Raw genomic sequence first — 25130 nt, 5'->3', positions numbered from 1 at the left:
ACCGCGGCAACCGGTTATCCGTTCGCGAGCGCCTGCAGCCGCGACATGTCGCCGTTGAACCGGTCCTGGTCGACCGGCGACGAGCTGTACTGCCAGATGGTGTGGAACGGCCAGCCACCCGGCAGCGTCCCGGGCGAGGAGGCGTACTTGGCCACCCAGAGCGGGTTCGTCGAGTTGAAGGCGGTGCTGTTCCCGGTGCAGCGGCTCCACCAGTCAAGGTTGGTGTAGATCGGTACGTCGCGCCCGGTCTTGGCCTTGTAGGTGTTGGCGAAGTCGCGGATCCAGCTGACCATCGCGGATGCACTCAGCCCGTAGCAGGTCGCACCGTACGGGTTGTACTCGATGTCGAGCGCACCTGGCAGCGTCTTGCCGTCCTTGGACCAGCCGCCGCCGTGCGCCAGGAAGTAGTTGGCCTGGTTGGCGCCGCTGGAGTCGTTCGGAGTGGCGAAGTGGTACGAGCCGCGGATCATGCCGACGTTGTAGGACCCGTTGTACTGCTGGGCGAAGTACGGGTTCGTGTAGTAGTTGCCTTCGGTCGCCTTCACGTAGGCGAATCGCTTGCCGGCACTCCAGTACGAGGCCCAGTTGACGTTGCCCTGGTGACTGGACACGTCGATGCCTTCGACCGAGGCGGCCGGTGCCATCACGGCCGGCGTGGCGGCCGTACTGGCGGTGGTGGGGTGCTGCGCCCAGCCCATGTACGCGTCACCGGCACGGTCGATGCCGTGCTGCCGGGCCTGCGCGGTGGGCTGGTGCGCCGCAGTGGTCGAAGCTGGGTTCTCCGGGCTTACCGGACTTGCTTGGGCGGAGCCGACGGAGGCCATCAACAGGCCAACGGTCACGGCGGCACCCGTGAAAAGGGCGGACTTCACGGTTTTCCTCCAGAGCGATGAGGGGCGGACAGAGCGCTCGGCCTTGCTATTACCCACCCCGGAGGAAATCAACCCTTTCCACCTTGCGTTTGGTGATCATTTACCGCACGTACTTCGGTGACGCGGTGAAGGTGTTGCACGCCCGCGGGCTCCGGGTGCTGAAACCGGCGTTCGCCCAGCGTGGGACGACCGCCCGGCTGCCATGGTCCCGCTGCGTGCCGTACTCGTCGCCCTCGTGCGAGTGCAGGTAGTCGAGCTGCGCCTTCAGCTGGCCGGTGATCTTGTAGCTGGTCCTGTTCGCGCCCATGAAAACGTTGCCGAAACAGGTCGCCTGGAGCTCCGTACGACGACTGAACTCGAGCGACTTGTCCCCGGTGTACTGGTACTCGAGGTTGGTCTCCGCCTGCAGGATCCCGGTCATGTTCTGGATGTGATGGCCGAACTCGTGCGCCACCGTGTCCGTCATGTCCGCGCGCAGGAACGCCAGCGCCTCCGTACGGTTCGAATAGGTCACGTACTTCTTGTACTGCTCGATGTCGTTGGCCGCGTCCATGTAGATGGTGCGGTTCGTGGGGCAGTAGAACGAGCTCGGCGCGTTCCCGCCGCACGGTGTCGTCGCCGTACCGAGGAAGCCGAGCAAGTGCGGAGCGACGAACCGCCCGCCGGCGAGCTTGACCTGCGCCGGCCAGGCCCTGACCAGGCAGGAGAGGATGTTGTTGTAGTACTTGCGCGCGTTGGTGACGCTGTTCGCGCGGGCACCGGACTCGCGGCAGTTCACCGTCTTCTGTACGCCGGTCTTGTAGATCCTGTTCTTGGCGACCAGGTCGATGTCCGACGGCTCGGGCGGGGTCGTCCGGGTCGTGCTGGGCTCGGTGGTGGTTGTGGTGGTCGCCGGCTCGGTCGGCTCCGTGGTGATCGGTGCGGACGACGGAGGATCTGTCGGTTCCTCGGTCGGGCCTTCGGTCGGATTGGTGGTCGCGGTGTAGGTCGGCTCCGGCTGGGTGTAGCTGTCGTCACCGTTGTGCTTGAGGATGCGGCTCACCGTCAGCAGCCCGACCACCCCGACCACGAGCAGCAGCAGCGGCACCAGGACGAACACCGCGGCCTTGCTCTTCTTCTTGGGCGGCGGCGGGTAGCCGTTCGACCCGAACCCGAAGCCCGGCCCCATCGGCGGCCGCATCGGCGGCGGACCCATAGGCGGACCCATCGGTGGCCCCATCGGCGGTCCCATGGGTGGCCCCATCGGCGGGCCTTGCGGTGGTCCCATCGGCTGGCCCCAGCCTTGTGGGCCGCCGGGCGGTGGGCCGTACTGCGGCGCCCCCGGATACTGCTGCGGCGGCGGGTACTGCCCTGGTGGCGGCCCGTACGGCCCTTGGTTCGACAACTGACCTGTCCTCCCGAGTGGGGTGCTGCGGACATCTTGTCAAGGGTGAGTGCCACTTCCCGTTACCCTTGACCGGTGACACTTCGCTTGTACGACACCGCAACGGCAGCAGTGAGGGATTTCGCACCGGTCCATCCGGGCAAGGTCGGGATCTACCACTGTGGGCTGACGGTGCAGGGTGCCCCGCATGTCGGGCACATCTACAAGGAAGTGGTCTTCGACGTGCTGCGCCGGTGGCTGGAGCGCTCCGGCTACGAGGTCACCGTGATCGCGAACGTGACCGACATCGAGGACAAGATCCTCGCCAAGTCGGCCGAGCGCGGCGTCCCGTGGTGGGCGCACGCGTACGAGTTCGAGCGCGAGCTGCACTGGGCGTACGACGTGCTCGGCTGCCGCCCGCCGACGTACGAGCCGCGCGCGACCGGGCACATCCCGGAGATGCTCGAGCTGATCGAGCAGCTGATCGAGCGCGGGCATGCGTACGTCGCGGCCGACGGGTCCGGTGACGTCTACTTCGACGTCCGCTCCTGGCCGGAGTACGGCGCTCTCTCGCACCAGAAGATCGACGACATGGAAGCCGCCGAGGACGCCGACCCGCGCGGCAAGCGGGACCCGCGCGACTTCGCGCTCTGGAAGGGCTGGACCGAGGCGACGCCGCGGACCGCCTCCTGGCCGGCGCCGTGGGGCCGTGGGCGCCCGGGCTGGCACATCGAGTGCTCCGCGATGGCCGGCAAGTACCTCGGCGAGGAGTTCGACATCCACGGCGGCGGGCTGGATCTGCGGTTCCCGCACCACGAGAACGAGCTGGCCCAGTCGACCGCGGTCGGGCAGAAGTTCGCCCGGTTCTGGATGCACAACGCGCTGGTCACCACGGCCGGCGAGAAGATGTCGAAGTCGATGGGCAACAGCGCCGTCGTCCGGAACGTGGTCGAGCGGGTCCGCCCGATCGAGCTGCGCTACTACCTGGTGCAGTCGCACTACCGGTCGGTGGTGGAGTTCTCGTTCGAGGCGCTCGACGAGGCCGTGAAGAGCTTCCAGCGGCTCGAAGGGTTCGTGGACCGGGCGACCGAGGTCACCGGCGGCACCGAGCCGGCGGCCGAGCTGCCGTCGGACTTCACCGCCGCGATGGACGACGACCTCGGCACACCGGCCGCGATCGCCGTCCTGCACAACACCATCCGGGACGGGAACAAGCTCGTCGCGGACGGGGACTCCGACGCGCTCCGCGAGGCGCTCGCCGCGGTCCGCGGCATGCTCGGCGTGCTCGGGCTGGACCCGCTGGCCGAGCCGTGGGTGTCCCGGACGGGCGGCAGTGACGAGCTGACCGAGGTCGTCGACGGGCTGGTCAAGGCGCTGCTCGAGCAGCGCCAGGCCGCCCGGGAGCGCAAGGACTACGCCGCCGCGGACGCCGTTCGCGACCGCTTGAAGGACCTCGGTGTCGTCGTAGAAGACACCCCCCAGGGACCGCGATGGTCTCTCGTATCTACAGAAGGAAACTGACGTGCCAGGCAGCAGCCAGCGCAAGGGAGCCATCCGGAAGAAGCCGCGGGGTAACCCGACGGCCGGTTCCGGTGGCCGGGTCCGCCGCGGACTCGAGGGCAAGGGCCCGACGCCGAAGGCGGTCGACCGGGTCAAGCACCCCGCGCACAAGCGGGCGAAGGCCGCCGAGCGCGCCAAGGACCGCGAGCAGCGCGGCAGGCGTCCGGCGCGCAAGGACAACGAGTCCACGGTCGAGTGGGTGTACGGGCGGAACCCGGTGGTCGAGGCGCTTCGCGCCGGCGTACCGGCCGCGGCGCTGCACGTTGCCGAAGGCACCGAACGGGACGCCCGGCTGCGGGAGGCCCTGCTGGTCGCGGTCGAGACCGGCGTCTCGGTGCTCGAGGTCCCGCGGGCCGAGCTGGACCGGGTCACCGCCGGCGGTTCGCACCAGGGCGTCGCGCTGCAGATCCCCCCGTACGAGTACGCCCATCCGGACGACCTGCTCCAGCGGGCGTACGACGCGCAGGAGGCGCCGCTGATCGTGGCGCTCGACGGCGTCACCGACCCGCGGAACCTCGGCGCGATCACGCGTTCGGCGGCCGCGTTCGGCGCGCACGGTGTCGTCGTACCGGAGCGGCGTACGGCGTCGATGTCGGCGTCGGCGTGGAAGACCTCGGCCGGCGCCGCGGCCCGGATCCCGGTCGCCCGCGCGGGCAACCTGAACCGTGCGCTCAAGTCGTACAAGGACGCCGGTCTGCTCGTGATCGGCCTGGACATGAACGGCGCCGTCGAGCTCCCCGAGTTCGAGGCGGCCACCGAGCCGATCGTCCTGGTGATCGGCTCCGAGGGCAAAGGCCTCGCCCGCCTCGTCCGCGAGAACTGCGACCTGATCGTCTCCATCCCGATGACCAGCGCCACCGAATCCCTCAACGCCGGCATCGCCGCCGGCGTAACCCTCTACGAAATCTCCCGCCGCCGCGGCTGACGCATGATTGTGGGGCCGGAGAGGTCTTCTCCGGCCCCACAATCATGTCTGGATCAGTAGACGCTGACGCCGTACCTGGAGAGGGCTTCGGTGACGGGCTGGAAGTAGGTGGTGCCGCCGGAGGAGCAGTTGCCGGAACCGCCGGAGGTGAGGCCGAGCGCCTTGGTACCGGCGAACAGGGCGCCGCCGGAGTCGCCGCCTTCTGCGCAGACGTTGGTCTTGATCAGACCGGTGACGGTGCCCTCGGCGTAGTTCACCGTGGCGTTCACCGCCTGGACCGTGCCGCTGTGCACGCCGGTGGTGCTACCGCTGCGCTTGACCGCCTGACCAACAGTAGCGTTGCCGGCGGACGTGATGTCCTGCGAGGAGCCGTTGTACAGGTCCACGGTTCCGGGGTGGTTGGTGTACGAGGTGCTGTACTTCACGATCGCGTAGTCGTTGCCCGGGAAGCTCGACCCGTACGTCGACCCGAGCAGCGTGGTCTTGGCGGAGTTCGCGTACCAACTGGAGGCGATGTTGCCGCAGTGACCAGCGGTCAGGAAGTAGTACGTGCTGCCGCTGCGCACGTTGAAGCCGAGCGAGCAGCGGTACTGACCGCCGTAGATGGCGTCGCCGCCGGCGATGTACTTGGTCAGCTTGCCGGACATCTTCTCGAGCGTGACCCGGGTACCGAACTGCTTGGTCGCGCCGGTCAGCTGCGCCAGCTTCGCGCCGGTGACGGTGTCGTCGTACGACACGATGATCCGGCCGTCGGGATCGGTCTCCCATGCCGTGCCCGGGATCGTCGCGTTCTCGCTCAGTGACGACGTGATGGCCGCGGCGGACAGGGTGGACGGGTTGACCGGTGCGGCCGAGGCTTGCGACGCCAGAAGTCCGGCGGCAGCAAGCCCGGCCGCGGCCAGAATTGCGGTGGTACGGCGGAGCGGGGACAGGTTCATTGGTCTCAGCCTCCTCACGATGAGGACGCCTTCGGGGCGGGGCGTCCTTGACTTCAACCGTGACGAGTCCTACCCACTATCTCGCTGAGTATTCAGACAAATTCGGAGCGTAGGGGAAACCTGCGCCCACAAGACAGCTCAGTAGATGTAGACCCCGTACGCGTTCAGCGCCTGCACGATCGGCTGGAAGTACGTCACGCCGCCCGACTTGCAGTCACCGGAACCGCCCGAGGTGAGCCCGAACGCCCACTGGCGGTAGAACAGCGGGCCGCCCGAGTCGCCCGGCTCGGCGCAGACGCTGGTCCGGATCAGGCCCACGACCCGTCCGTCGCCGTAGTTCACCGTCGCGTTCAGACCGGTCACCCGGCCGCTGTGCAGGCCACTGGTGGCGCCGGAGCGGTACACCAGCTGGTTGAGGCCCGGGTTCATCGCGGTGGTGATGTCCTGCGAGTGGCCGTTGTACAGGTAGACGCTGCCGCCCGGCGGCTTGGTCTTGATGTCGGTCCGGTACACGACCAGCGCGTAGTCGTGGTACGGGTACGTGGCGTTCCAGACGGCACCGGTGAACACCTTGTGGGCGGCGTCCTGGTACCAGCGGGCCGCGTCCTTGCCACAGTGACCAGCGGTGAGGAAGTAGTACTTCCCGCGGCGCTGGACGTTGAAGCCGACGGTGCACTTGTACTCGCCGCCGTACGTCGCCATGCCGCCGCTGATGTACTTCTGCAGCTTGCCGGGCAGCTTCTCCATCTTGACGTTGGCGCCGAGCTGCTTGGTCAGGCCGGTCAGCTTGGTCAGCTTCGTACCGGTGACGGTGGAGTCGTAGGACACCACGACGGTGCCGTCCGGCTTGGTCATCCACGCCGTACCCGCGGTGTGGATCTGGTCGTTCAGCGTCTTGGTGATCGCCTTGGCGGACAGGCGGGGCGGCTTCACCGGATCTGCCCCGGCCGGTACGGCGGCGGTGAGGGCAAGCGCGGCGGCCGCCACCACGGCCGCAGTTCGTCGCAGAGGTTTCATGGTCATCAGCCTTCCGGGGCGTACGGCTCTGATGCACGAGATGGCAGCAAGAGGACGGTGCCCAACCTTAGATGGCCGACTGGTTCAGTCGAGGCGCAGGGAGTGCAGGACGAAGGAGGCGAGTTCGCGGTACGCCTCGGCGTCGTTCAGGCCGGTACGCCGGGCGATGTCGCCGCGCTGGATCGCCTGCATCGTGTGCGCGATCATCTCGGCCGCGAACGCGATGTCGACCTGCCGGAAGGTCTTGTGGTTGATGCCGTCCTCGATCAGCTGCCGGACCCGCTCGGCCGCGATCCGGGTGTTCCGCTCGTACACCGAGCGGGCCGGCGCGAACGTCGCCACGTCGTCCAGGAAGGTCCGGCTGGCCGGCCGCAGGGCGTCCGCGACCGCGCCGAGGTACGCCGCGATCCGCCGGTCGTGCCGGGTCTGCCGGACGACCGCGGACTCCACCTGCGCGGTGGCGTTCTTGAAGTAGTGCTTGACCACCTCGACGGCAAGCTGCTCCTTGCTCGGCGCCAGCGCGTACAGCGTGGTCTTGCTGCAGCGCAGCTCGGCGGCCAGGTCGTCCAGGGTGAACCGGCTGAATCCCTGTTCGAGGAACAGGGACAGGAGCCGGTCGAGCAGCTCGGACTGCCGGCGGGTGCGTCGCCCCGGAATGACTGTTGTCATATCGAGACAGCATAGAACGATACTCAATTGTGTGCTTCAGTATCATTCACAGTATCGTTTCAGGTATCTGCTGAGAGAGGCGTTCCTGATGGCTGTGGACCGGCTCCTGCCGACTGAGGAATCCATCGAGCTGCTCGCACTGGTCCGGGACCTGTGCGCCCACGAGCTCGCGCCGTACGCCGCGCACGCCGAGGAGACCGAGACGTTCCCACGGGACGCGTTCCGGACGCTCGGCAAGGCGGGCCTGCTCGGCCTGCCCTATCCGGAGCAGTACGGCGGCGCCGGCCAGCCGTACGAGGTGTATCTGCAGATGCTCGAGGAGGTCGCGTCCGCCTGGATGTCGGTCGGCGTCGGCGTCTCGGTGCACACCATGACGTCGTACGGGCTGGCCACCTTCGGCAGCGACGAGCAGAAGGACAGGCTGCTGCCGGACATGGTCGGCGGCGAGTTCCTCGGCGCGTACGCGCTGTCCGAGCCGCAGGCCGGCTCCGATATCACCGGGATGACCACGCGGGCCGTCCGGGACGGCGACTCGTACGTGCTGAACGGGACGAAGGCCTGGATCAGCCACGGATCGCACGCCGACTTCTACACCACCTTCGCCCGCACGTCGGACGACCGGAGCCGCGGGATCTCCGCGTTCCACGTGCCGGCCTCGGCCGAAGGGCTGAGCTTCGGTGCGCCGGAGCGGAAGATGGGCCTGACCGGGTCCACCACGACTCTGGTCAACTACGACGACGTCCGGGTCCCGGTCGCGAACCTGATCGGCGCCGAGGGGGACGGCATGCGGATCGCGCTGTCCGCGCTCGACTCCGGCCGGCTCGGGATCGCCGCGTGCGCGGTCGGTCTGGCGCAGGCGGCGCTCGACGTCGCGACCTCGTACGCGAAAGAGCGGCAGCAGTTCGGGCAGGCGATCGCGGACTTCCAGGGCATCCAGTTCCTGCTCGCCGACATGGCTGCGGCGGTGGAGTCCGGCCGGGCGACGTACCTGCACGCCGCGCGCCGGCGCGATCTGGGCCGGACGTTCAGCCGGGAGGCCGCGATCGCGAAGCTGGTCTGCACGGACGCGGCGATGAAGGTCACCATCGACGCGGTCCAGGTGCTCGGTGGGTACGGTTACACCCGGGAGTTCCCGGCCGAGCGGTACATGCGCGAGGCCAAGGTGACCCAGATCTTCGAAGGTACGAACCAGATCCAGCGACTGGTCATCAGCCGCGACCTGCTGAGGAGTGCTACATGAAGTTTGGTCCGTCGGACGTCGCGCTCGTCACCGGTGGTGGTTCGGGGCTTGGAGAGGCGACCGTTCGACGGCTGGCTGCGGACGGGCTCGGCGTGGTGATCGTCGACCTGCCGTCGTCGGCGGGCAAGGCGATCGCGGACGAGCTCGGCGACCGGGTGGTGTTCGCGCCCACCGACGTCACCGACGAGGCCGCCGTGACTGCTGCGTTGGATGCTGCTTCGGAGCTCGGAACGCTGCGGGTCGCGGTGAACTGCGCCGGTGTCGCGACCCCCGGCCGGGTCGTCGGTCGCAAGGGGCCATTGCCACTGGCAACGTTCCGGCAGGTGATCGAGATCAACCTGATCGGCACCTTCAACGTCCTGCGGCTCGCCGCCGAGCGGATGATCGCGTCGGAGCCGTCCCCGGACGGCGACCGCGGCGTCGTGGTGATGACCGCGTCGATCGCTGCGTACGACGGCCAGGTCGGCCAGGCAGCGTACGCGGCGAGCAAGGGCGGCATCGTCGCGCTGACGCTGACCGCCGCGCGCGACCTCGCCGACAAGGGCATCAGAGTCGTGACGATCGCACCGGGCACGATGGAGACGCCCATGCTCGCTGGGCTGCCCGAGGAGACCCGGACCGTGCTCGAGCAGCAGGTCCCGCACCCTTCCCGCCTCGGCAAGCCGTCCGAGTACGCCGCCCTGGTGCGCCACATCCTCGACAACCAGCTCCTGAACGGCGAGGTCATCCGCCTCGACGGCGCCCTCCGGATGCCGCCGCGCTGATGCGCCCCCGCGCCCTGCTGCTGCGGGCGGGCTCGCCCTTTGCACAGTTGTGGTTTCGCATCCGCAAACCGACGACATTCGGCGTGAAGGCCCTGATCCGGCACCCGGACGGTCGCTTCCTCGTGGTCCGCCACTCGTACGCCGACACCCGCCGCTGGGGCCTACCCGGCGGCGGCTACAAACCGGCCCGCGAAACACCGGCCGAAGCCGCCGCCCGCGAGATCCACGAGGAGTTGGGCCTCACCATCCGCCCAGCCGACTTCACCGTCCTGGACACCACCGTCACCACGCTCGAAGGCAAGCACGACACTCTCACGACGCTCACCGCCTTCAGCGACACCGACGTCACCACACTCTCACCGGAGATCGCCGAGGCGCGATGGGTGAAAAACCTTCAGGAACTAGGGAATGCGCCGCTGTCGAAGTGGTTGCTTTCGGCCCTCATCGAATAGTTCCCGAGCCTTTCGACCTCGCCCGAAACCAGGTGCGTCCTTGGTTGGCCGACCGGCACTCTCGAAGTGTTCGGCCCAACCACGAAAGGTACGGATCATGAGCATTCGCAGGGTTTTCTTCAGCGTCCTGGCCGGTGGAGCGATCGCAGCAGGCGGACTGGCCGTCCCGGCTGCCCAAGCAGCCGAAGCCCCGGTCACCCCGTCCGCATCGACGGTCGTTGCCTCCGACAACTGGGAGTACGTCGGCGACTTCTTCTGGCAGTCCGACTGCCACGCCGCCGGCGCCGCCGGCACCAAATGGACCAAGTACAAGTGCATCAACGGCTCAGCCGTCCCCGGCGACGACTACGAACTCTGGGTCGTCTACAAGTAGCTCCTTCCTCAGATCGGAGTGCGGAGCTCGAGCCAGCGGACGCCGTGTGCGGGCACGGTGTCCGCTGGCTCAGTAGCCGGCGTGCCGGTCCACAGGTCGCGGGCCGGGGCGGGGAGATCGGCTGGCAGCGTGACCTCTCGGGATGCGGCGCCAGTCCAGAAGATGGCTGCGTACGAGTGGTTGGGGGCTTCGGCGGTCCAGACTATTAGTTCGCCGTCGGCCAGGGGTTCGCGGATGATTTCGCGGGCGTTGGTCGAGGTTGTCAGGACTTCTTGGAGGGCTGGGTTCTTCAGCAGGGCAAGGGTTTCCGGAGAGGTGGTGGGGAGGTCGCCGCCCATCATCAGTGGGGATCTGGCCATCGCCCAGAGGGTGAGCAGGGTCTTCTGCTCGTCGACAGTGAGGCGGCTGTTGCGGTCGTCGCCGCGTTCGGCGCGGATGCCGATGTGGCCGAGGGGGAGCATGTCCGCGTCGGCCCAGCCGCCGGGTTGCTGGAACGGCGCCCAGCGCGCCAGTCGCGCGAATTGGGCGTGCACGTCCTCCCATCGGTCCCAGAGGTCGTCCGAGATCCGCCACAGCTGCGCGTTCGAACGCAGGTGGTCGAGATGATGCGTCGACAACATCGTGCCGGGCGACAACGACAGCACGATCTCCCGCCCGCTGCGCTGGATCGCGCGCGCGTACGCCTCGATCTCCCGCGAGTGGTACGGCGCCAGCATGTCGTCGGCCTTCACGAAGTCCACGCCCCAGTTGGCGAACTGCGCCACCTGCGCGTCGTAGTACGCCTGCGCGCCGGGGTGGTCGTGGTTGAGCCCGAGGTTGTCCGGGTTCCACGCGCACACGTTTTCCGGGTCCGCGATCTCTCCCGCCCGCCACGACGTCCCGTACACCGGCAGGTCCAGCTCGACCGCCCTGCGTGGGATCCCGCGCATGATGTGCAGCCCGAACTTCAGGCCGAGCGCATGAACCCGCCCCGCCAGCGGACCGAATCCGGCACCGTCCGCGGCCGACGGGAACCGCTGCGGCGCCGGCAGTTGGCGACCGTACTCGTCGAGGACGACCGGAGCGTTCTCGTTGTAGCCGTGCGAGCGCGCCGTCGGGTCGTACCAGGCGATGTCCACGACGACCGTGTCCCACCCGAACGGCAGCAGCTCGTCGTGCATCACCTGCGCGTTCGCCAGGACCTCGGCCTCGGTCACCGTCGTACCGAAACAGTCCCAGCTGTTCCAGCCCATCGGCGGCGTCACCATTCGGCGAACGATCCGTCGTCGTGGCGCAGCACGGGCGAGCGCCAGCGGTGCGGGTCTGCGGCTGCTGCGCGTACGGCGTCCTCGTTCACCTCGATGCCCAGTCCGGGACCGGTCGGGCGCTGCACGTGTCCGTCGGTGAAGGCGAAGACGCCCGGGTCCACCAGGTAGTCGAGCAGCGCGTTCCCGCCGCCGTACTCGATGCCGAGGCTCTGCTCCTGGATGAGGAAGTTCGGCATCGCGAAGTCCAGTTGCAGGCTGGCGGCGAGGGTGATCGGGCCGAGGGGGCAGTGTGGCGCGACGCTGACGTCGTACGTCTCGGCCATGGCGGCGATTCGGCGTACTTCGGAGATCCCGCCGGCGTGCGAGACGTCGGGTTGCGCGACCGCGATGCCGGCGGGCAGTACGTCCCGGAAGTCCCAGCGGGAGAACAGGCGTTCGCCGGTTGCGATCGGGATGCTGGTGGACTCGGTGATCCGGCGCAGGTCGCGGGCGAACTCGGGCAGCGTCGGCTCCTCGATGAACATCGGGAGCAGTGGTTCGAGCATTGGAAGTAGTTGGCGGGTGGCTGCCGTACTGAAGCGGCCGTGCAGGTCGAGCGCGATGTCGATGCCGTCGCCGAGTGCGTCGCGGAGCGCCTCGACGCGGCTGACGGAGGCGCGTAGCTGTGCCGCGGACGGGATCGGGGGGAGCGCCTCGGACAGGTTGAGCTTGAGAGCCGTGAATCCCTTCGCCACCTTGGCCTGCGCCTCGTCGACGAGTTGGGCGTTGTCGCTGCCGTGGACCCAGGTGTAGACGCGCGCCCGATCGCGGACCGGTCCGCCGAGCAGTTCGTGCACCGGTACGTCGTGGTAGCGCCCCTTGATGTCCCACAGCGCCTGGTCGATCCCGGCCAGCGCACTCGACAGCACCGGACCGCCGCGATAAAAGCCGCCCTTGGCCATCACCTGCCAGTGCTCCTCGATCCGCAGCGGATCCTGCCCGACGAGGTACTCCATCAACGCCCCGACAGCCCCCTGAACCGCCTCGGCCCGCCCCTCGACGATCGGCTCACCCCACCCACTGATCCCCTCATCGGTATCGATCCGCAAAAACTCCCACCGCGGCGCCACCAAAAACGTCTCGTACCCAATAATTCTCACGTTTCAACACTAACCACCATCCGCCGACAGCCGCCGTCTGCAGGTGTCACAAGGGTGGACATCCGCTGCTCTCGGGGGTTCTTCGTTCGCACACCAGCAGAGAACCCTCAACACGAGTGGTTAACCTCGCGAGTTGTCCCTTCCCCGCGCGCAGACAGTCCCGCGAAGGGCGGCTGCCGGCACGGCGCGCTAGCGGTGTGGGGGTTTGAAGGACTTGGGTGGGTCGAAGAGTTTGGCGGGTTCCAGTTGGTTGTGGGGGCCGGTCAGGGTGATGGTCATGGCGGCGCGGGTGACCGGGGAGCAGACCGAGTAGGACAGGTGGACCGGCTGGGTCTTGTTGCCGGAGTGTAGGAGGACGACGAACTCACGGGCAGCCGGGTCGTTGCAGCCGGCCTGGGCGAGCGGCACGCTGCGGAGTTGCAGGGCGGCGAGGACCTGGGCGCTCAGTTCGAGGAGCTTGTCCGCCGGTACGGCTGAGCCCGCGATCAGCGAGCCGTTCCAGTACTCGCAGATCGATGCCGAGGTCACCTGTCCAGCGAGGTCCGGCGGCTGGTTCGGCCCGCGCGCCGGCCGCTGCGGGCTGCAGCCGTACGGGTCGGTGCCTGTGATCGGTCGCGCGGAGTCCAGGATCTTGTTGCGCAGGGCATCGTCCTTCGTGAGCACGCTCAGTTTGACGCCACCGACCACGCGCGTCTCCTCGATCCAGCCGCCGTCGTACCGCGTGATCCCGGGCGCCTGGACGTCGCCGAACCAGAGATATTGCCGCCGCTGGGACAAGGGCAGCACGGCCGTGCTGCAGGTGTAGCGGCGGCTTTCCGGCCAGCCGTCCAGGCGCCCGATGGTCGGGGAGGACGGGGTGGTCAGCAGAGTGCAGGGAGCGGGACCGGAGATGTACTGCGTCCAGGTGGACGGGACCTGTACCTGGACTGTTTTGAAGGACTCCCAATGCCAGCCGGCCGGCAAGGTCTGCGCGATCTGTGGGTCGGTGTGCAGTTGGGTGTGGGAGGCCGTGAAGGCGGTGGCGACGGCTGCCGCGGCGACGACGACGGCGCCGAGCGCGCGTCCGGTACGGCGGCGGTGCAGGCGGGCGTGCACAGCGTCCAGGAGGCGATCGTCCGAGGGAGCGTCCGCCGCGTGCTTCGACAGGCTGTCGGTGATGAGTTGCTCGGTGCTGTCCATCAGCGTTTGACCTCCTCGGTCCCGATGGTGGTGCGCAGCGACGCCAGCGCACGGTGGATCTGCGAGCGGACGGTGACGGCGGAGCAGTCCAGGATCACGGCGATCTCCGCGTCCGGGAGATCCTCGTAGTACCGCAGGACGACGGCTGCGCGTTGTTTTGCGGGAAGCGTCGCGCACAGTGCCCAGACCGCATCGTGCTCGGCCTGTGCGACGGCGTGATCTGGTGCAGCGTCGCTGGGCGCCGACGTACCGGCGTCCTCGGTCGGGGTCTCGCGGCGGAAGAAGCGCCGCCAGCGCGAGATGTCCGCGTTGACGATGCAGCGCCGTACGTACGCCTCCGGATCTTGCACACGGCAGATCCGCGACCAGCGCGAGTACGCCGCGATCAGCGCATCCTGTACTGCTTCCTCGGCGCGACTGTGGTCGCGCGTGACGAGGTACGCGAACCGCAGCAACGCCGCACCCCGCTGCGCGACCCAGTCGTCGAAGTCGGGTGACTCCATCCGGCACCTCCCACCCAGTTCACGCCGGCGAGGCCCGGAACGTTGCAAGCCTCAGTCGGGTTCAGGCAGCGTCGGGGTCGGGAGGGCGAGTTTCTCGTCGGGTTTGGCGCTCAGGACGTTCTTGACGTAGGAGCGCGCCGCCTCCATCGTGTCGATCTCGTGGCCGGCCTGTTCGGACAGGAACCAGCGGTGCTCGAGGACCTCGTGGAAGACCTCGGCGGGCTCGAGCTTCCGGTTCAGATCACGCGGCACCGAGCGCACGACGGGCTCGAAGACGTCGGTCAGCCACTGGTGCGCAACGATCTCCTCGTCCTCGTTCTGCTGGTCGGTCGCGGCGGCGAACGAGTCCAGGTCGTTGAGCAGCCGCCGCGCCTGGTTCTCCTCGACGTCCAGCCCGGTGAGGCGGAGCAGCCGCCGCGAATGGTGGCCGGCGTCCACGACCTTCGGCTGGATCCGGACCTGGCTGCCGTCCCAGTCGGTGATGATGTCGATCTCCGCGACGTCGAACCCGAGCTCGTTCAGCCGCCGGATCCGGGAATCGAGCCGGTGCATCTCGTCCTCGCCGAACTCCTCCGGCGCGGTCAGCTCGGCCCACAGCGCCTCGTACCGCTTCTGGATCGACTCGACGGTCTCCTGCGGGTCGATCGACTCGTCGAGCAGCCCGCCCTCCTGCAGGTCGAGGAACTCACCGAACAGGTTGATCTCCGCGGTGTAGAGGTCGTGCGCCCGCTGGCCGTCGGAGATGTCCTGGTGCAGCTCGCCCGTCTCGGCGTCGACCAGGTACGCCGCGAACGCGCCTGCGTCACGCCGGAACAGCGTGTTGGACAGCGAGCAGTCGCCCCAGAAGAACCCGAGCAGATGCAGCCGTACGATCAACGCAACCAGCGCGTCGATCAATCGGTTCACGGTGTCGGGGCGCAACGTACTGGAGAACAGCGCCCGGTACGGCAGCGAGAACTGCAGGTGCCGGGTGATCAGGATCGAGTCGATCGGTTCACCGTTGCGGTCGACGCGGTCGGTGATGACGCCGACAGGTTCGACCGACGGGGACTCCAGCCGCTCGAGGTCGCGGAGCAGGCGGTACTCGTGCAGCGCGAGGTGCTCGAGGACCTCCTTGATCGCGTACACACTGCCGTTGACCCGGACGAAGCGGACCACGTGCCGCGAGATACCGCGCGGCAGCGCGACCAGCTGGTCCTCGGGCCAGTCCTCCAGCGGAACGTCCCAGGGAAGCGACAGCAGGCCGGTATCCGGGCGGGTAGCGACGAATCGGGGCACGAGCACCAGTCTGTCAGCAACCTGACCTCGCAGGCAGCCAATTCACTCCGCGAACCTCTCCGCGGCCGTCGGCCCGACGCAAGTGCTTGCAAGAACTTGCGTGGAGAGGCGTAGTGTTTGCGGCATGACGAGACGTCTTGCTGAGGTGGCGAAGAAGGTCGGAGTCAGCGAAGCCACGGTCAGCCGGGTGCTGAACGGGAAGCCCGGCGTGTCCGAGGCGACCCGGGAGGCGGTGCTCACCGCGCTCGACGTGCTCGGGTACGAGCGGCCGACCCAGCTCCGCGGCGACCGCGCGCGGCTCGTCGGACTCGTGCTGCCGGAATTGCAGAACCCGATCTTCCCGGCGTTCGCCGAGGTCGTCGGCGGTGCGCTCGCGCAGCAAGGTTTCACCTCCTTGCTCTGTACGCGGACGCTCGGCGGCGTGTCCGAGGCCGACTACGTGGATCTGCTCCTCCAGCAGCAGGTCTCCGGGGTGGTTTTCGCCGGCGGGTTCTACGCGCAGGCCGATGCGCCACACCAGCACTACGAGTTGATCCAGGAGCGCAAACTCCCGACCGTACTGGTGAACGCGGCCGTCGATCACCTCGGCTTCCCGCAGGTGTCGTCGGACGACCACGTCGCCGCGGAGATGGCGATCGGGCACCTGCGGGCGCTCGGTCACCGGCGGATCGGGATGGTGCTCGGTCCGCGCGACCACATCCCTTCGCGGCGGAAGCTGGATGCGTTCCTGGCCGCCGACGAGGCCGATCCGGCGCTCGTCGAGCACAGCATGTTCTCGCTCGAGGGCGGGCATGCGGCCGCGACCAAACTGCTGAACGGCGGCGTCACCGGCATCGTCTGCGCCAGCGACATCCTCGCGCTCGGCGCCATCCGCGCCGTCCGCCGAGCCGGCCTGACCGTCCCCGGCGACGTCTCGGTGATCGGGTACGACGACAGCGCGATGATGAACTGCACCGATCCGCCGCTGACCACCGTCCGGCAGCCGATCGACGCCATGGGCCGAGCCGCCGTGGACATGCTGGTGGCCCTCATCGAGCGAGCCACCGTCCCCGCCGACGAACTCCTCTTCGAACCCGAACTGGTGGTCCGCGCCTCCACCGCCAGAGCGCGAGCCTAGCCCCGCACACCCCGAGCAGCCGCCGGCCTTCGTGGTCGGCGGCTGTTGTCGTTTGCCCTCCAGCAGGCAATCTCCCATGAGAAGTCACGTTCTTGCAATCATCTATTGAAGTATTGCGCTCCGGGGTTCGGTTCCCTACGGTGTCGGCACCAGGAAAGGGAGAGGGTGGACATGACCACAAGGCGCCGCGGGCTCAGCCTGCTGCTGGTGATGGGACTCGGGCTGGTGGCCGCGTCCTGCGGGTCGGACGACAAGAAATCGGCAGGGGAGACGGCTGACGGTCCGGTCACGATCACGGTCGGCTGCGAGCCGCCGAAGAGCAACCCGAAGGAGCGCGAGGCGTGGGAAGCCGACGTCGCCGCGTTCCAGAAGGCGCACCCGAACATCACGGTGCAGGGCAAGGACGCGTTCCCCTGCATCAACCCCGACACGTTCCAGGCGAAGCTCGCCGGCGGGACGCAGGAGGACGTCTTCTACGTCTACTACACCGACGTGCGGAAGATCATCGACAAGAAGCAGGCCGCCGACATCAGCCAGTACGTCGGCAGCGTGAAGCCGGTCAGCGACCTGCGCAAGGACGTGATGAGCGTCTTCAAGGACGGCGATCAGACATACGGCCTGCCGCGGAACAACTACAACATGGGCCTGGTCTACAACCGGAAGCTGTTCACCCAGGCCGGTCTCGACCCGGCGAACCCGCCGAAGACCTGGGACGACGTCCGGGCCGCCGCGAAGAAGATCGCCGCGCTAGGCCCGGGGTACGTCGGCTTCGGTGAGTACTCGGCCGGCAACACCGGCGGCTGGCACTTCGCCGCTGAGCTCTACGCACGCGGCGGGTCGATGGTCAGCGACGACGGGAAGACCGCCGCGTTCAACAGCGACCAGGGCAAGGCGGTCCTGGAGAACCTGAAGAAGATGCGCTGGGACGACAACTCCATGGGCAGCAAGCAGCTGCTGCAGTGGGAGGACCTGATGCGCATGATGGGCGGCGGCAAGCTCGGCATGATGATCGGCGCGCCGGACGTCGTGCAGTCGGTGAACAACGACTTCAAGGGCAAGTTCGAGGACTACGGCGTGGCTGCCGTACCGGAATCGAGCGGGCAGTCGTCGCTGAGTGGTGGCGACGGGTACATGTTCAACCCGAAGGCCTCACCGGAGAAGATCAAGGCCGGCCTGCAGTGGCTGGAGTTCCACGAGCTGACGCCGGGACAGGGCCAGTTCAACTACGCGCGGTCGAAGGAGCAGGGCCGTCCGGTCGGGCTGCCGATCCCGGACCTGTACGGGACCAGTGCCCCCGGCAACCAGATCAACGCGCTGCGCAAGCAGTACGCCACGATCCCGATCGACAACTTCGCGCCGTACGTCGCGGAGCAGGGCAACATCACCAACAAGCTCGAGCCGCCGAAGGCCCAGGAGCTCTACGCCGTCCTCGACGTCGCGATGTCCGCGGTCCTGACCCGCAAGGACGCCGACGTGGGCAAGCTCCTGTCCGACGCGGAAGGCAAGGCCAACAAGATCCTCGCGAAGAACACCTGATGGCTGTTACCGAGCAGCAGGTCCGTCGCCCGCAGAAGGTGCGGGCGGCGGACCCGCCGGACGACCACGGCGCGTTGAAGCGTGCCGTGGGCAGGAACCTCACGGCGTACGGGTTCCTGTGTGCCGCGTTGATCTGTTTCGCCTTGTTCTCCTGGTATCCGATGATTCGGGAGATCGTGCTGAGCTTCCAGCAGAACAACTTCGTCGACCCCGGCGAGTGGGTCGGGTTCGACAACTTCCGTACCGTTGTCACCGATCCCGCCTTCGCGGCCGCCTGGTTGAACACGGCAGTCTTCAGCGGGCTGGCGCTGGTCATCGGGTACGCGGTGCCGTTCGTGCTCGCCGTCGTACTCAACGAGCTGAAGCATGCGAAGGCGTACCTGCGCTTCGTCGTCTACCTGCCCGTGATGCTGCCGCCGGCCGTCGCCGTACTGCTCTTCAAATGGTTCTACGACCCCGGATCGGGTCTGTTCAACCAGGCGTTGGGCGCGGTACATCTCCCAACCCTCAGCTGGCTGGACTCCACGAGTACGGCACTGATCAGCCTCGTACTCGTGTCGACCTGGATGAACCTCGGCACCGGCACGTTGATCTATCTCGCCGCGCTACAGAGCATTCCAGGCGACCTGTACGAGTCCGCCGAGCTCGACGGTGCGGGACTGTTCCGGCGCGTGTGGCATGTGACGATCCCGCAGACCAAGCTGATCCTGCTGGTGATGTTGCTGCTGCAGGTCGTCGCGACAATGCAGGTCTTCATCGAGCCGTACCTGCTGACCGGCGGCGGCCCGGAGAACGCGACCGTCACCGTCGCGTACCTGATGTACCAGTACGCCTTCAACTTCGGCGACTTCGGCGGCGGCTCCGCCCTCGGCCTGATGCTGATGATCGTGCTGTTGGTGTTCTCCACGATCTACCTGCGGGTGTCGCGTGAGGAGGCCGAGCGATGAGAACCCTGGTGTCCCCGTTGGCGTTGCGCACCCCGCGCGGCCGGATCGTCTACTGGACGCTCCTCACGGTCACGGTCGTCGGCTTCACCGGCGCCTTCGTGTTCCCGCTGTACTGGATGGTGACCGGCGCGCTGAAGTCGCCGGACGAGCTCGCGCAGATCCCACCGGGCTTCTTCCCCAAGCACTTCGACTTCCACGTGTACGTCGACGCGTGGCAGCAACTGCAGCTCGGCGTCTTCCTGAAGAACACCGTGTTGTACGCCGGCGGTGCGTGGCTGTTCACGCTCGCGGTCGACGTCAGTGCGGCGTACGCGTTGTCGAAGCTGCGTCCAGTACTGGGCAAGCTCGTCCTCGGGGCGATGCTGGCGACGTTGATGATCCCGCCGATGGTGTTGCTGCTGCCGACGTACCTGGTGGCGAAGGATCTGCCGGTACTGCATGCCGACCTGCTGAACACGCCGTGGGCGATCTGGTTGCCGGCGGCAGCGAATGGATTCTTCGTGTTCCTGCTCAAACGGTTCTTCGACTCGATCCCGCGCGAACTGCTCGAGGCGGCCGAGATCGACGGTGCGGGACCGCTGCGGATCCTCTGGTCGATCGTGCTGCCGGTGTCCCGGCCGATCATCGGGGTGGTGTCGATCCTGTCGGTGGTGACGGTCTGGAAGGACTTCGTCTGGCCGCTGCTGGTGCTGCCGGACACCGGGAAGATGTCGATCAGCGTCGGCATCGCGTCGCTCTCGGCCCAGATGCCGCAGAACGTCCTGATCGCCGCACTGGTGATCGCCAGCCTGCCCACGATCCTCGTGTTCTTCGTGTTCCAGAGAAGCATCATGGCCGGCCTGACCGCCGGAAGTCTTAAAGGATAGATACAGCACCCTCGCTCCGCTCGGGGGTGGGTGGTTGGTCCGGCCTGACCGCCGGAAGTCTTAAGGGTTAAGGAGAGTTCATGGCCGACGAATGGTGGCGGGGAGCCGCGATCTACCAGGTCTACCTGCGGAGCTTTGCCGATGGCAACGATGACGGGATCGGTGATCTGGCCGGGCTGCGCGCGAAGCTGCCGTACCTGGCTGAGCTCGGGATCGACGCGATCTGGCTCAACCCCTGGTACCCGTCGCCGATGGCCGACGGTGGGTACGACGTCGCGGACTACCGCGCGATCGACCCGGCGTTCGGCACGCTCGCCGAGGCAGAGGCCTACATCGCCGAGGCGCATGCGCTGAACATCCGTACGATCATCGACATCGTGCCGAACCACGGCTCCGACCAGCAGGACTGGTTCCGGCAGGCGCTGGCGGCCGCCCCGGGATCGCCCGAACGCGATCGGTTCCTGTTCCGCCCCGGCCGCAACGATGGCCCACCCAACGATTGGCAGTCGATCTTCAACGGCCCGGCCTGGACCCAGGTCGCGGACGGCGAGTGGTACCTGCACCTGTTCGCCCCGGAGCAGCCGGACTTCAACTGGCGCAATCCGGAGGTGGTCGACGAGTTCCACGACATCCTCCGGTTCTGGCTGGATCGCGGCGTCGACGGCATCCGGATCGACAGCGCCGCCGTGCTCTTCAAGGACCTGGACAGCATCGAGGAGTCGTACACCGATCACGACGAGGTGCACGAGGTGTACCGCGGCTGGCGGCAGATCTCGGACACGTACGAGGAACGCTTCTTCGTCGGCGAGATGTGGATGCCGGACCAGGAACGGTTCGTGCTCTACCTGCGCCCGGACGAACTGCAGACCGCGTTCAACTTCGACTTCCTGTCCCGCGCCTGGGACGCGTCCGAGCTGCGCGCCTCGATCGATCTCACCCTCGCGACCCACGGACCGATCGGCGCCCCGCCGACCTGGGTCCTCTCGAACCACGACGTGACCCGGCCGGTCACCAAGTACGGCCGGGCAGACACCTCGTTCTCGCACCAGGACCGCAAGCACGGCATGCCGACCGACCTGGTCCTCGGCGAACGCCGCGCCCGCGCCGCCGCTCTCCTGGCAATGGCCCTACCCGGCGGCCTGTACGTCTATCAAGGCGAGGAACTCGGCCTCCCCGAGGTCGAGGACCTGCCCGACAACGTACTGCAGGACCCGATCTTCACCCGCTCCGGCGGCACCGACCGCGGCCGAGATGGTTGCCGAGTCCCCCTACCGTGGTCCGGCAACGAACCCCCCTTCGGCTTCGGCAACGGCACTCCGTGGCTACCCCAACCACGAGACTGGAAGAACCTCATCGTCGACTCCCAGTCCAACAACCAGAACTCGATGCTGACCCTCTACCGAACCGCCCTGACCCTCCGCCGAACCCACCTGGGCGACGGCCGCCTAACCTGGCTCAACTCCCCACCCAACGTCCTGACCTTCAACCGCGACTCGGGCCTGATCTGCATCACGAACCTAGCCTCCGCCCCAATCGAGCTACCAACCCACAGCAGGTTGCTGCTCGCCAGCAGTCCGCTCGACAACGACCTCCTTCTACCCGACACCACGGCCTGGCTCGTCTAGCCAAAGACAGTTCGCGGAGCAAGCAGGATCCACGCAACCAGGCCCGGGTTGGGGAAGATTCCTTCCCGATTCGGGGGCAAAAGCCTCCCCAGATCGGTCAGGTGAGGGGTTTGAAGTTTCGTAGGCGGAGGCTGTTGGTTACTACGAAGATGGAGCTGAAGGCCATGGCGGCGCCGGCGAGCATGGGGTTGAGGAGGCCGGCGGCGGCCAGGGGGAGGGCGGCCACGTTGTAGGCGAAGGCCCAGAACAGGTTGCCCTTGATGGTGCGGAGGGTGCTGCGGGACAGGCGGATCGCGTCGGCGGCCGCGCGGAGGTCGCCGCGGACCAGGGTCAGGTCGCTGGCCTCGATCGCCACGTCGGTGCCGGTGCCCATGCTCAGGCCGAGGTCGGCCTGGGCGAGGGCGGCCGCGTCGTTGACGCCGTCGCCGACCATCGCGACCACGCGGCCTTCGTCCTGCAGCTTCTTCACCGCGTCGACCTTGCCGGCCGGCAGTACCTCGGCGATCACCTCGTCGATGCCGACCTCGGTGCCGACCTTCGTCGCGACGGCCTCGTTGTCACCGGTCAGCAACACCGGCCGCAGCCCCAGCGACTTGAGCTGAGCGATCGCCTCCACCGACGTCGGCTTCACAGTGTCCGCGACGACGAGCACCGCTCGTGCCTCGCCGTCCCAGCCGACCGCAACCGCCGTACTGCCCTCAGCTTCGGCGTGCGCCTTTGCGTGCGCGAGGTCCGAAGGCAGGTGCTGGCTCCACTCCTCCAGCAGTCGCGTCCGACCGACAAGGACGGCGTGCCCGTCGACGATTCCCTGTACACCAAGGCCTTCGACGTTGCCGAAGTCCTCGACCTCGGGCAACTTCCCTTCAAGAGCAGCCGCCCGCGCCACCGCGGCAGCGATCGGGTGCTCGCTCGAGTGCTCGAGTGCGCCCGCGAGTCGCAGTACCTCGGCCCGATCCTGACCAGGAGCCAGCAGTACGTCGACCAGCTCCATCCGGCCTGTAGTGACGGTGCCTGTCTTGTCCAGTACGACGGTGTCGACGCGGCGCGTGGACTCGAGCACCTCCGGCCCCTTGATCAGGATGCCGAGTTGGGCGCCCCGCCCCGTACCGACCATCAACGCGGTCGGCGTGGCCAGGCCCAACGCACACGGGCAGGCGATGATCAGTACGGCGACGGCAGCGGTGAACGCGACCTCCACCGGCGAACCGTTGCCCAGCCAGAAGCCGAGCGTCGCGAGCGCGAGCCCGATCACGATCGGTACGAAGATCCCGGACACCTGGTCGGCCAGCCGCTGGACGGCGGCCTTCCCGTTCTGGGCGTCCTCGACCAACCGCGCCATCTGCGCCAGCTGGGTGTCCGCGCCGACGCGCGACGCTCGCACGACCAGCCGCCCGCCGGCATTGACGGTCGCACCAACGACCGCGTCCCCGGCACCGACCTCGACCGGTACGGACTCGCCGGTCAGCATCGACGCGTCGACCGCGCTGCTGCCGGTGACGATCACGCCGTCGGTGGCGATCTTCTCGCCGGGCCGGACGACGAACTCGTCACCCACGACGAGCTGATCGGCCGGGATCCGTGTCTCGGAACCGTTCCGCAGTACGGCGACGTCCTTCGCGCCGAGCTCGAGCAGGGCCCGCAACGCGGCGCCCGAACGGCGCTTGGCGCGCGCCTCGAAGTACCGCCCGGCAAGGATGAACGTGGTGACGCCGGCCGCGACCTCGAGGTAGATCTCCTCCGCGCCGCCGCCCCGGGACGGGATCAGCGTGAACGGCATCTTCATGCCCGGCGCTCCGGCCGAGCCGAGGAACAGCGCGTACAGCGACCACAGGAACGCGCTCACCACACCGAGCGAGATCAGCGTGTCCATCGTGGCGGCGCCGTGCCGCAGGTTCGTCCAGGCGGCCTTGTGGAACGGCCACGCCGCCCACGTCACCACCGGGAACGCCAGCGTCAGCGACGCCCACTGCCACGAGTCGAACTGCAGCGCCGGGATCATCCCGAACGCGATCACCGGAACCGCGAGCGTGATGCTTGCGATCAGCCGCTCCCGCAGGGGTTTCAGCTCGTCCGGCTCCGCGGCGGACGTCTCGACGGCCGGCGTCGGCAGGGCCGCGGTGTAGCCGGTCTTCTCGACGGTCGCGACCAGGTCGTCGGTGGAGATGCCGTCCGGGTATGTCACCTTGGCCTTCTCGGTGGCGTAGTTGACGGTCGCGGTGACGCCGTCCATCCGGTTCAGCTTCTTCTCCACGCGCGCCGCGCAGGAGGCGCACGTCATGCCTCCGATGATCAGCTCAACGGACTGGTTCTGACTCATGGGTGTGTGCCTCCTCTTCATGACTCGGTACGGTGGCCGGCGGGACGATCGTGGTTGTGTCGGAGCCCACCCGGACGGTGAACTCGGCGGTGTGGACGGCGCCCGCGTGCTGGAAGTCCAGGAACAGGCTGTACGTCCCCGCGGTCGGGAAGGTTGTCGCGAAGGTGATCGACGGCCCGCCCTTCGCCCCCGGCTCAGCATGCTCCGCCGGGTGGTTGTGCAGGTAGGCGAGGTCGCCGCCGCGCAGCGAGACCAGGTGCCCGAAGGCTCCCAGGTACGGCTGGAGGTCGGTGACCGGTTTGCCGTCGCGGCTGATCTTGAACGTCAGCTCGGACTCCTTGCCCGCGACGGGCGTGCCGGCCAGCGTCACGTCGTACCCGTGGAAGCTGTACACGCTCGCCGGTTCGGCAACCGGGACCGGAACGTACAGCCCGGTGACGTTGACGTCCGTGCCGAGGGTGATCGTGCTGTCGTGGCCGGCCGGCTGGAAGTCTGCGTACAGCCGCCAGGTCCCACCGGCGGTGAACGTGAACGGGATGCTCCACGTCCCGTCCGCCGCCATCGTCGGGTGCACGTGGTGGAACCCGGACAGGTCCCGGCGCACCACGATCAGGTGCAGGTCCTTCTCGTGCGTCTTCGTGTACTTCGTGACCGGCTTGCCGTCGGGTCCCTGGATCGTGAACCGCAGCTCGTCCTTCACTGCCGAGGTGAAGAACGTCTTCGCCGGCGCGAACGTGTACCCGGCGTCGGACACCGCCAGCCCGGGCAACTGCCCACCGCTGTCGTGCCCGCTGTGTCCGGAGGTCTGCTCCATCCCACCCATCTCCTCTCCGTGGGCCGGTGCCCCGGAGGTGCCGTCGTCGGCCGCCGCGATCGGGTCGATCGCGGAGCCGATACCGAACGCCGCCCCGAAGGCGAGCGCCAGCGCACCGGCGAACGCGCCGAGCCGGAGCGCGGCGGCCCGGTTCACGACGCTGCCAGTTCGTAGCCCGCCTCGTCGACGGCCTCGCGTACGGCGGCGTCGTCGAGCGCGGATTCACTGGTCACCCGGACCGCGGACGTCCCGCCCGCGACCAGGTCGATCTGCACCTCCTGGACACCGGCAAGCTTGCTGAGCTCCTCGGTAACGGCTGCAGTGCAGTGCCCGCAGGTCATGCCCGACACGGAGTAGGTCGTGGTGGTGCTCATAGCAGTGCTCCTTGC

General features: G+C 67.9%; 24 protein-coding genes. 11 read left to right on the top strand and 13 right to left on the bottom strand.

The genetic code is table 11. The features are described from left to right. Positions 1-14 precede the first annotated feature (14 nt). Together ACGFI6_RS29100 and ACGFI6_RS29095 are read right to left on the bottom strand one after the other, a co-directional pair. The gene (locus ACGFI6_RS29100) at positions 15-842 is read right to left on the bottom strand and encodes a lysozyme (RefSeq protein ID WP_393124068.1); all 828 of its coding nucleotides are present in this window, start codon (positions 840-842) and stop codon (positions 15-17) included. A gap of 130 nt (positions 843-972) precedes the next feature. Further along, complete coding sequence (locus ACGFI6_RS29095) at positions 973-2067, bottom strand: neutral zinc metallopeptidase (RefSeq protein WP_393124066.1); 1095 nt, start codon at positions 2065-2067, stop codon at positions 973-975. A 264-nt stretch (positions 2068-2331) separates the two neighbouring features. On the opposite strand from ACGFI6_RS29095, the gene cysS reads away from it, so the two are divergent. Further along, entirely contained in the window at positions 2332-3756 is a 1425-nt protein-coding gene (gene cysS, locus ACGFI6_RS29090) for a cysteine--tRNA ligase (RefSeq protein WP_393124065.1), read from the top strand. A 1-nt stretch (position 3757) separates the two neighbouring features. Further along, on the top strand, positions 3758-4720 hold the full coding sequence (rlmB, locus tag ACGFI6_RS29085) for a 23S rRNA (guanosine(2251)-2'-O)-methyltransferase RlmB (RefSeq protein ID WP_393124063.1): 963 nt from the start codon (positions 3758-3760) through the stop codon (positions 4718-4720). 53 nt (positions 4721-4773) lie between these two features. On the opposite strand, the gene ACGFI6_RS29080 is transcribed toward rlmB, so the two are convergent. From ACGFI6_RS29080 to ACGFI6_RS29070, 3 genes are all read right to left on the bottom strand, one after another. Continuing rightward, a complete protein-coding gene (locus ACGFI6_RS29080) occupies positions 4774-5658 on the bottom strand; it encodes a S1 family peptidase (RefSeq protein ID WP_393124061.1) in 885 nt (294 codons plus the stop codon). Between the two features lie 138 nt (positions 5659-5796). Continuing rightward, positions 5797-6675: a S1 family peptidase gene (locus ACGFI6_RS29075; RefSeq protein WP_393124059.1), complete on the bottom strand. Its 879-nt coding sequence runs from the start codon at positions 6673-6675 to the stop codon at positions 5797-5799. An 84-nt stretch (positions 6676-6759) separates the two neighbouring features. Then, positions 6760-7344 (bottom strand): TetR/AcrR family transcriptional regulator, encoded by a 585-nt coding sequence (locus ACGFI6_RS29070; protein ID WP_393124057.1) that lies wholly within the window; start codon positions 7342-7344, stop codon positions 6760-6762. Positions 7345-7432: 88 nt separating this feature from the next. Here ACGFI6_RS29070 and ACGFI6_RS29065 point away from each other — a divergent pair, with 88 nt between their 5' ends. The 4 genes from ACGFI6_RS29065 (at position 7433) to ACGFI6_RS29050 (ending at position 10173) form a co-directional block, all read left to right on the top strand. Further along, on the top strand, positions 7433-8584 hold the full coding sequence (locus ACGFI6_RS29065) for an acyl-CoA dehydrogenase family protein (RefSeq protein WP_393124055.1): 1152 nt from the start codon (positions 7433-7435) through the stop codon (positions 8582-8584). Beyond that, positions 8581-9348 carry an SDR family NAD(P)-dependent oxidoreductase gene (locus ACGFI6_RS29060; protein ID WP_393124053.1) on the top strand — a complete coding sequence of 256 codons (768 nt, stop codon included), beginning with the start codon at positions 8581-8583 and terminating at the stop codon, positions 9346-9348. Before ACGFI6_RS29065 ends, ACGFI6_RS29060 begins: the two co-directional genes overlap by 4 nt. Further along, positions 9348-9800, top strand: a complete 453-nt coding sequence (locus ACGFI6_RS29055; RefSeq protein WP_393124051.1) for an NUDIX hydrolase — start codon at positions 9348-9350, stop codon at positions 9798-9800. Before ACGFI6_RS29060 ends, ACGFI6_RS29055 begins: the two co-directional genes overlap by 1 nt. Positions 9801-9897: 97 nt before the next feature. Further along, on the top strand, positions 9898-10173 hold the full coding sequence (locus ACGFI6_RS29050; RefSeq protein WP_393124049.1) for a hypothetical protein: 276 nt from the start codon (positions 9898-9900) through the stop codon (positions 10171-10173). 8 nt (positions 10174-10181) lie between these two features. On the opposite strand, the gene ACGFI6_RS29045 is transcribed toward ACGFI6_RS29050, so the two are convergent. The 5 genes from ACGFI6_RS29045 to ACGFI6_RS29025 form a co-directional block, all read right to left on the bottom strand. Next, positions 10182-11420 (bottom strand): glycoside hydrolase family 27 protein, encoded by a 1239-nt coding sequence (locus ACGFI6_RS29045; protein WP_393124047.1) that lies wholly within the window; start codon positions 11418-11420, stop codon positions 10182-10184. Further along, positions 11414-12559, bottom strand: a complete 1146-nt coding sequence (gene dgoD, locus ACGFI6_RS29040; RefSeq protein WP_393124045.1) for a galactonate dehydratase — start codon at positions 12557-12559, stop codon at positions 11414-11416. The genes ACGFI6_RS29045 and dgoD overlap by 7 nt, the downstream gene beginning before the upstream one ends. A 189-nt stretch (positions 12560-12748) precedes the next feature. Then, positions 12749-13738, bottom strand: a complete 990-nt coding sequence (locus ACGFI6_RS29035) for a hypothetical protein (RefSeq protein ID WP_393124043.1) — start codon at positions 13736-13738, stop codon at positions 12749-12751. Continuing rightward, positions 13738-14241 carry a SigE family RNA polymerase sigma factor gene (locus ACGFI6_RS29030; RefSeq protein ID WP_393124041.1) on the bottom strand — a complete coding sequence of 168 codons (504 nt, stop codon included), beginning with the start codon at positions 14239-14241 and terminating at the stop codon, positions 13738-13740. The genes ACGFI6_RS29035 and ACGFI6_RS29030 overlap by 1 nt, the downstream gene beginning before the upstream one ends. Before the next feature lie 51 nt (positions 14242-14292). Next, positions 14293-15519: a DUF4032 domain-containing protein gene (locus tag ACGFI6_RS29025; protein WP_393124039.1), complete on the bottom strand. Its 1227-nt coding sequence runs from the start codon at positions 15517-15519 to the stop codon at positions 14293-14295. Positions 15520-15643: 124 nt separating this feature from the next. On the opposite strand from ACGFI6_RS29025, the gene ACGFI6_RS29020 reads away from it, so the two are divergent. The 5 genes from ACGFI6_RS29020 to ACGFI6_RS29000 all read left to right on the top strand — a co-directional run bounded on the left by ACGFI6_RS29020 (position 15644) and on the right by ACGFI6_RS29000 (position 21610). Further along, positions 15644-16636 carry a LacI family DNA-binding transcriptional regulator gene (locus tag ACGFI6_RS29020; protein ID WP_393124037.1) on the top strand — a complete coding sequence of 331 codons (993 nt, stop codon included), beginning with the start codon at positions 15644-15646 and terminating at the stop codon, positions 16634-16636. Between the two features lie 171 nt (positions 16637-16807). Beyond that, positions 16808-18172: an ABC transporter substrate-binding protein gene (locus ACGFI6_RS29015; protein WP_393124035.1), complete on the top strand. Its 1365-nt coding sequence runs from the start codon at positions 16808-16810 to the stop codon at positions 18170-18172. Further along, entirely contained in the window at positions 18172-19119 is a 948-nt protein-coding gene (locus ACGFI6_RS29010) for a carbohydrate ABC transporter permease (protein ID WP_393124033.1), read from the top strand. The genes ACGFI6_RS29015 and ACGFI6_RS29010 overlap by 1 nt, the downstream gene beginning before the upstream one ends. After that, complete coding sequence (locus ACGFI6_RS29005; RefSeq protein ID WP_393124031.1) at positions 19116-19985, top strand: carbohydrate ABC transporter permease; 870 nt, start codon at positions 19116-19118, stop codon at positions 19983-19985. Before ACGFI6_RS29010 ends, ACGFI6_RS29005 begins: the two co-directional genes overlap by 4 nt. 80 nt (positions 19986-20065) lie before the next feature. Next, positions 20066-21610 carry a glycoside hydrolase family 13 protein gene (locus tag ACGFI6_RS29000; protein WP_393124029.1) on the top strand — a complete coding sequence of 515 codons (1545 nt, stop codon included), beginning with the start codon at positions 20066-20068 and terminating at the stop codon, positions 21608-21610. Between the two features lie 97 nt (positions 21611-21707). Here the strand turns inward: ACGFI6_RS29000 and ACGFI6_RS28995 are convergent, their stop codons facing one another. The 3 genes from ACGFI6_RS28995 to ACGFI6_RS28985 are packed head-to-tail and all read right to left on the bottom strand — an operon-like array spanning position 21708 to position 25115. Then, positions 21708-23927, bottom strand: a complete 2220-nt coding sequence (locus ACGFI6_RS28995; protein ID WP_393124027.1) for a heavy metal translocating P-type ATPase — start codon at positions 23925-23927, stop codon at positions 21708-21710. Continuing rightward, on the bottom strand, positions 23905-24897 hold the full coding sequence (locus ACGFI6_RS28990; protein WP_393124025.1) for a hypothetical protein: 993 nt from the start codon (positions 24895-24897) through the stop codon (positions 23905-23907). Before ACGFI6_RS28990 ends, ACGFI6_RS28995 begins: the two co-directional genes overlap by 23 nt. Continuing rightward, positions 24894-25115, bottom strand: coding sequence for a heavy-metal-associated domain-containing protein (locus tag ACGFI6_RS28985; protein WP_393124023.1), 222 nt, complete (start codon positions 25113-25115; stop codon positions 24894-24896). Before ACGFI6_RS28985 ends, ACGFI6_RS28990 begins: the two co-directional genes overlap by 4 nt. Positions 25116-25130: the final 15 nt, after the last annotated feature.

Source organism: Kribbella sp. NPDC048928 (assembly GCF_043197975.1).
Taxonomy (GTDB): domain Bacteria; phylum Actinomycetota; class Actinomycetes; order Propionibacteriales; family Kribbellaceae; genus Kribbella.
Note: the sequence above shows the minus strand (reverse complement) of the source record. Positions and strands in the feature narration are given on the sequence as shown.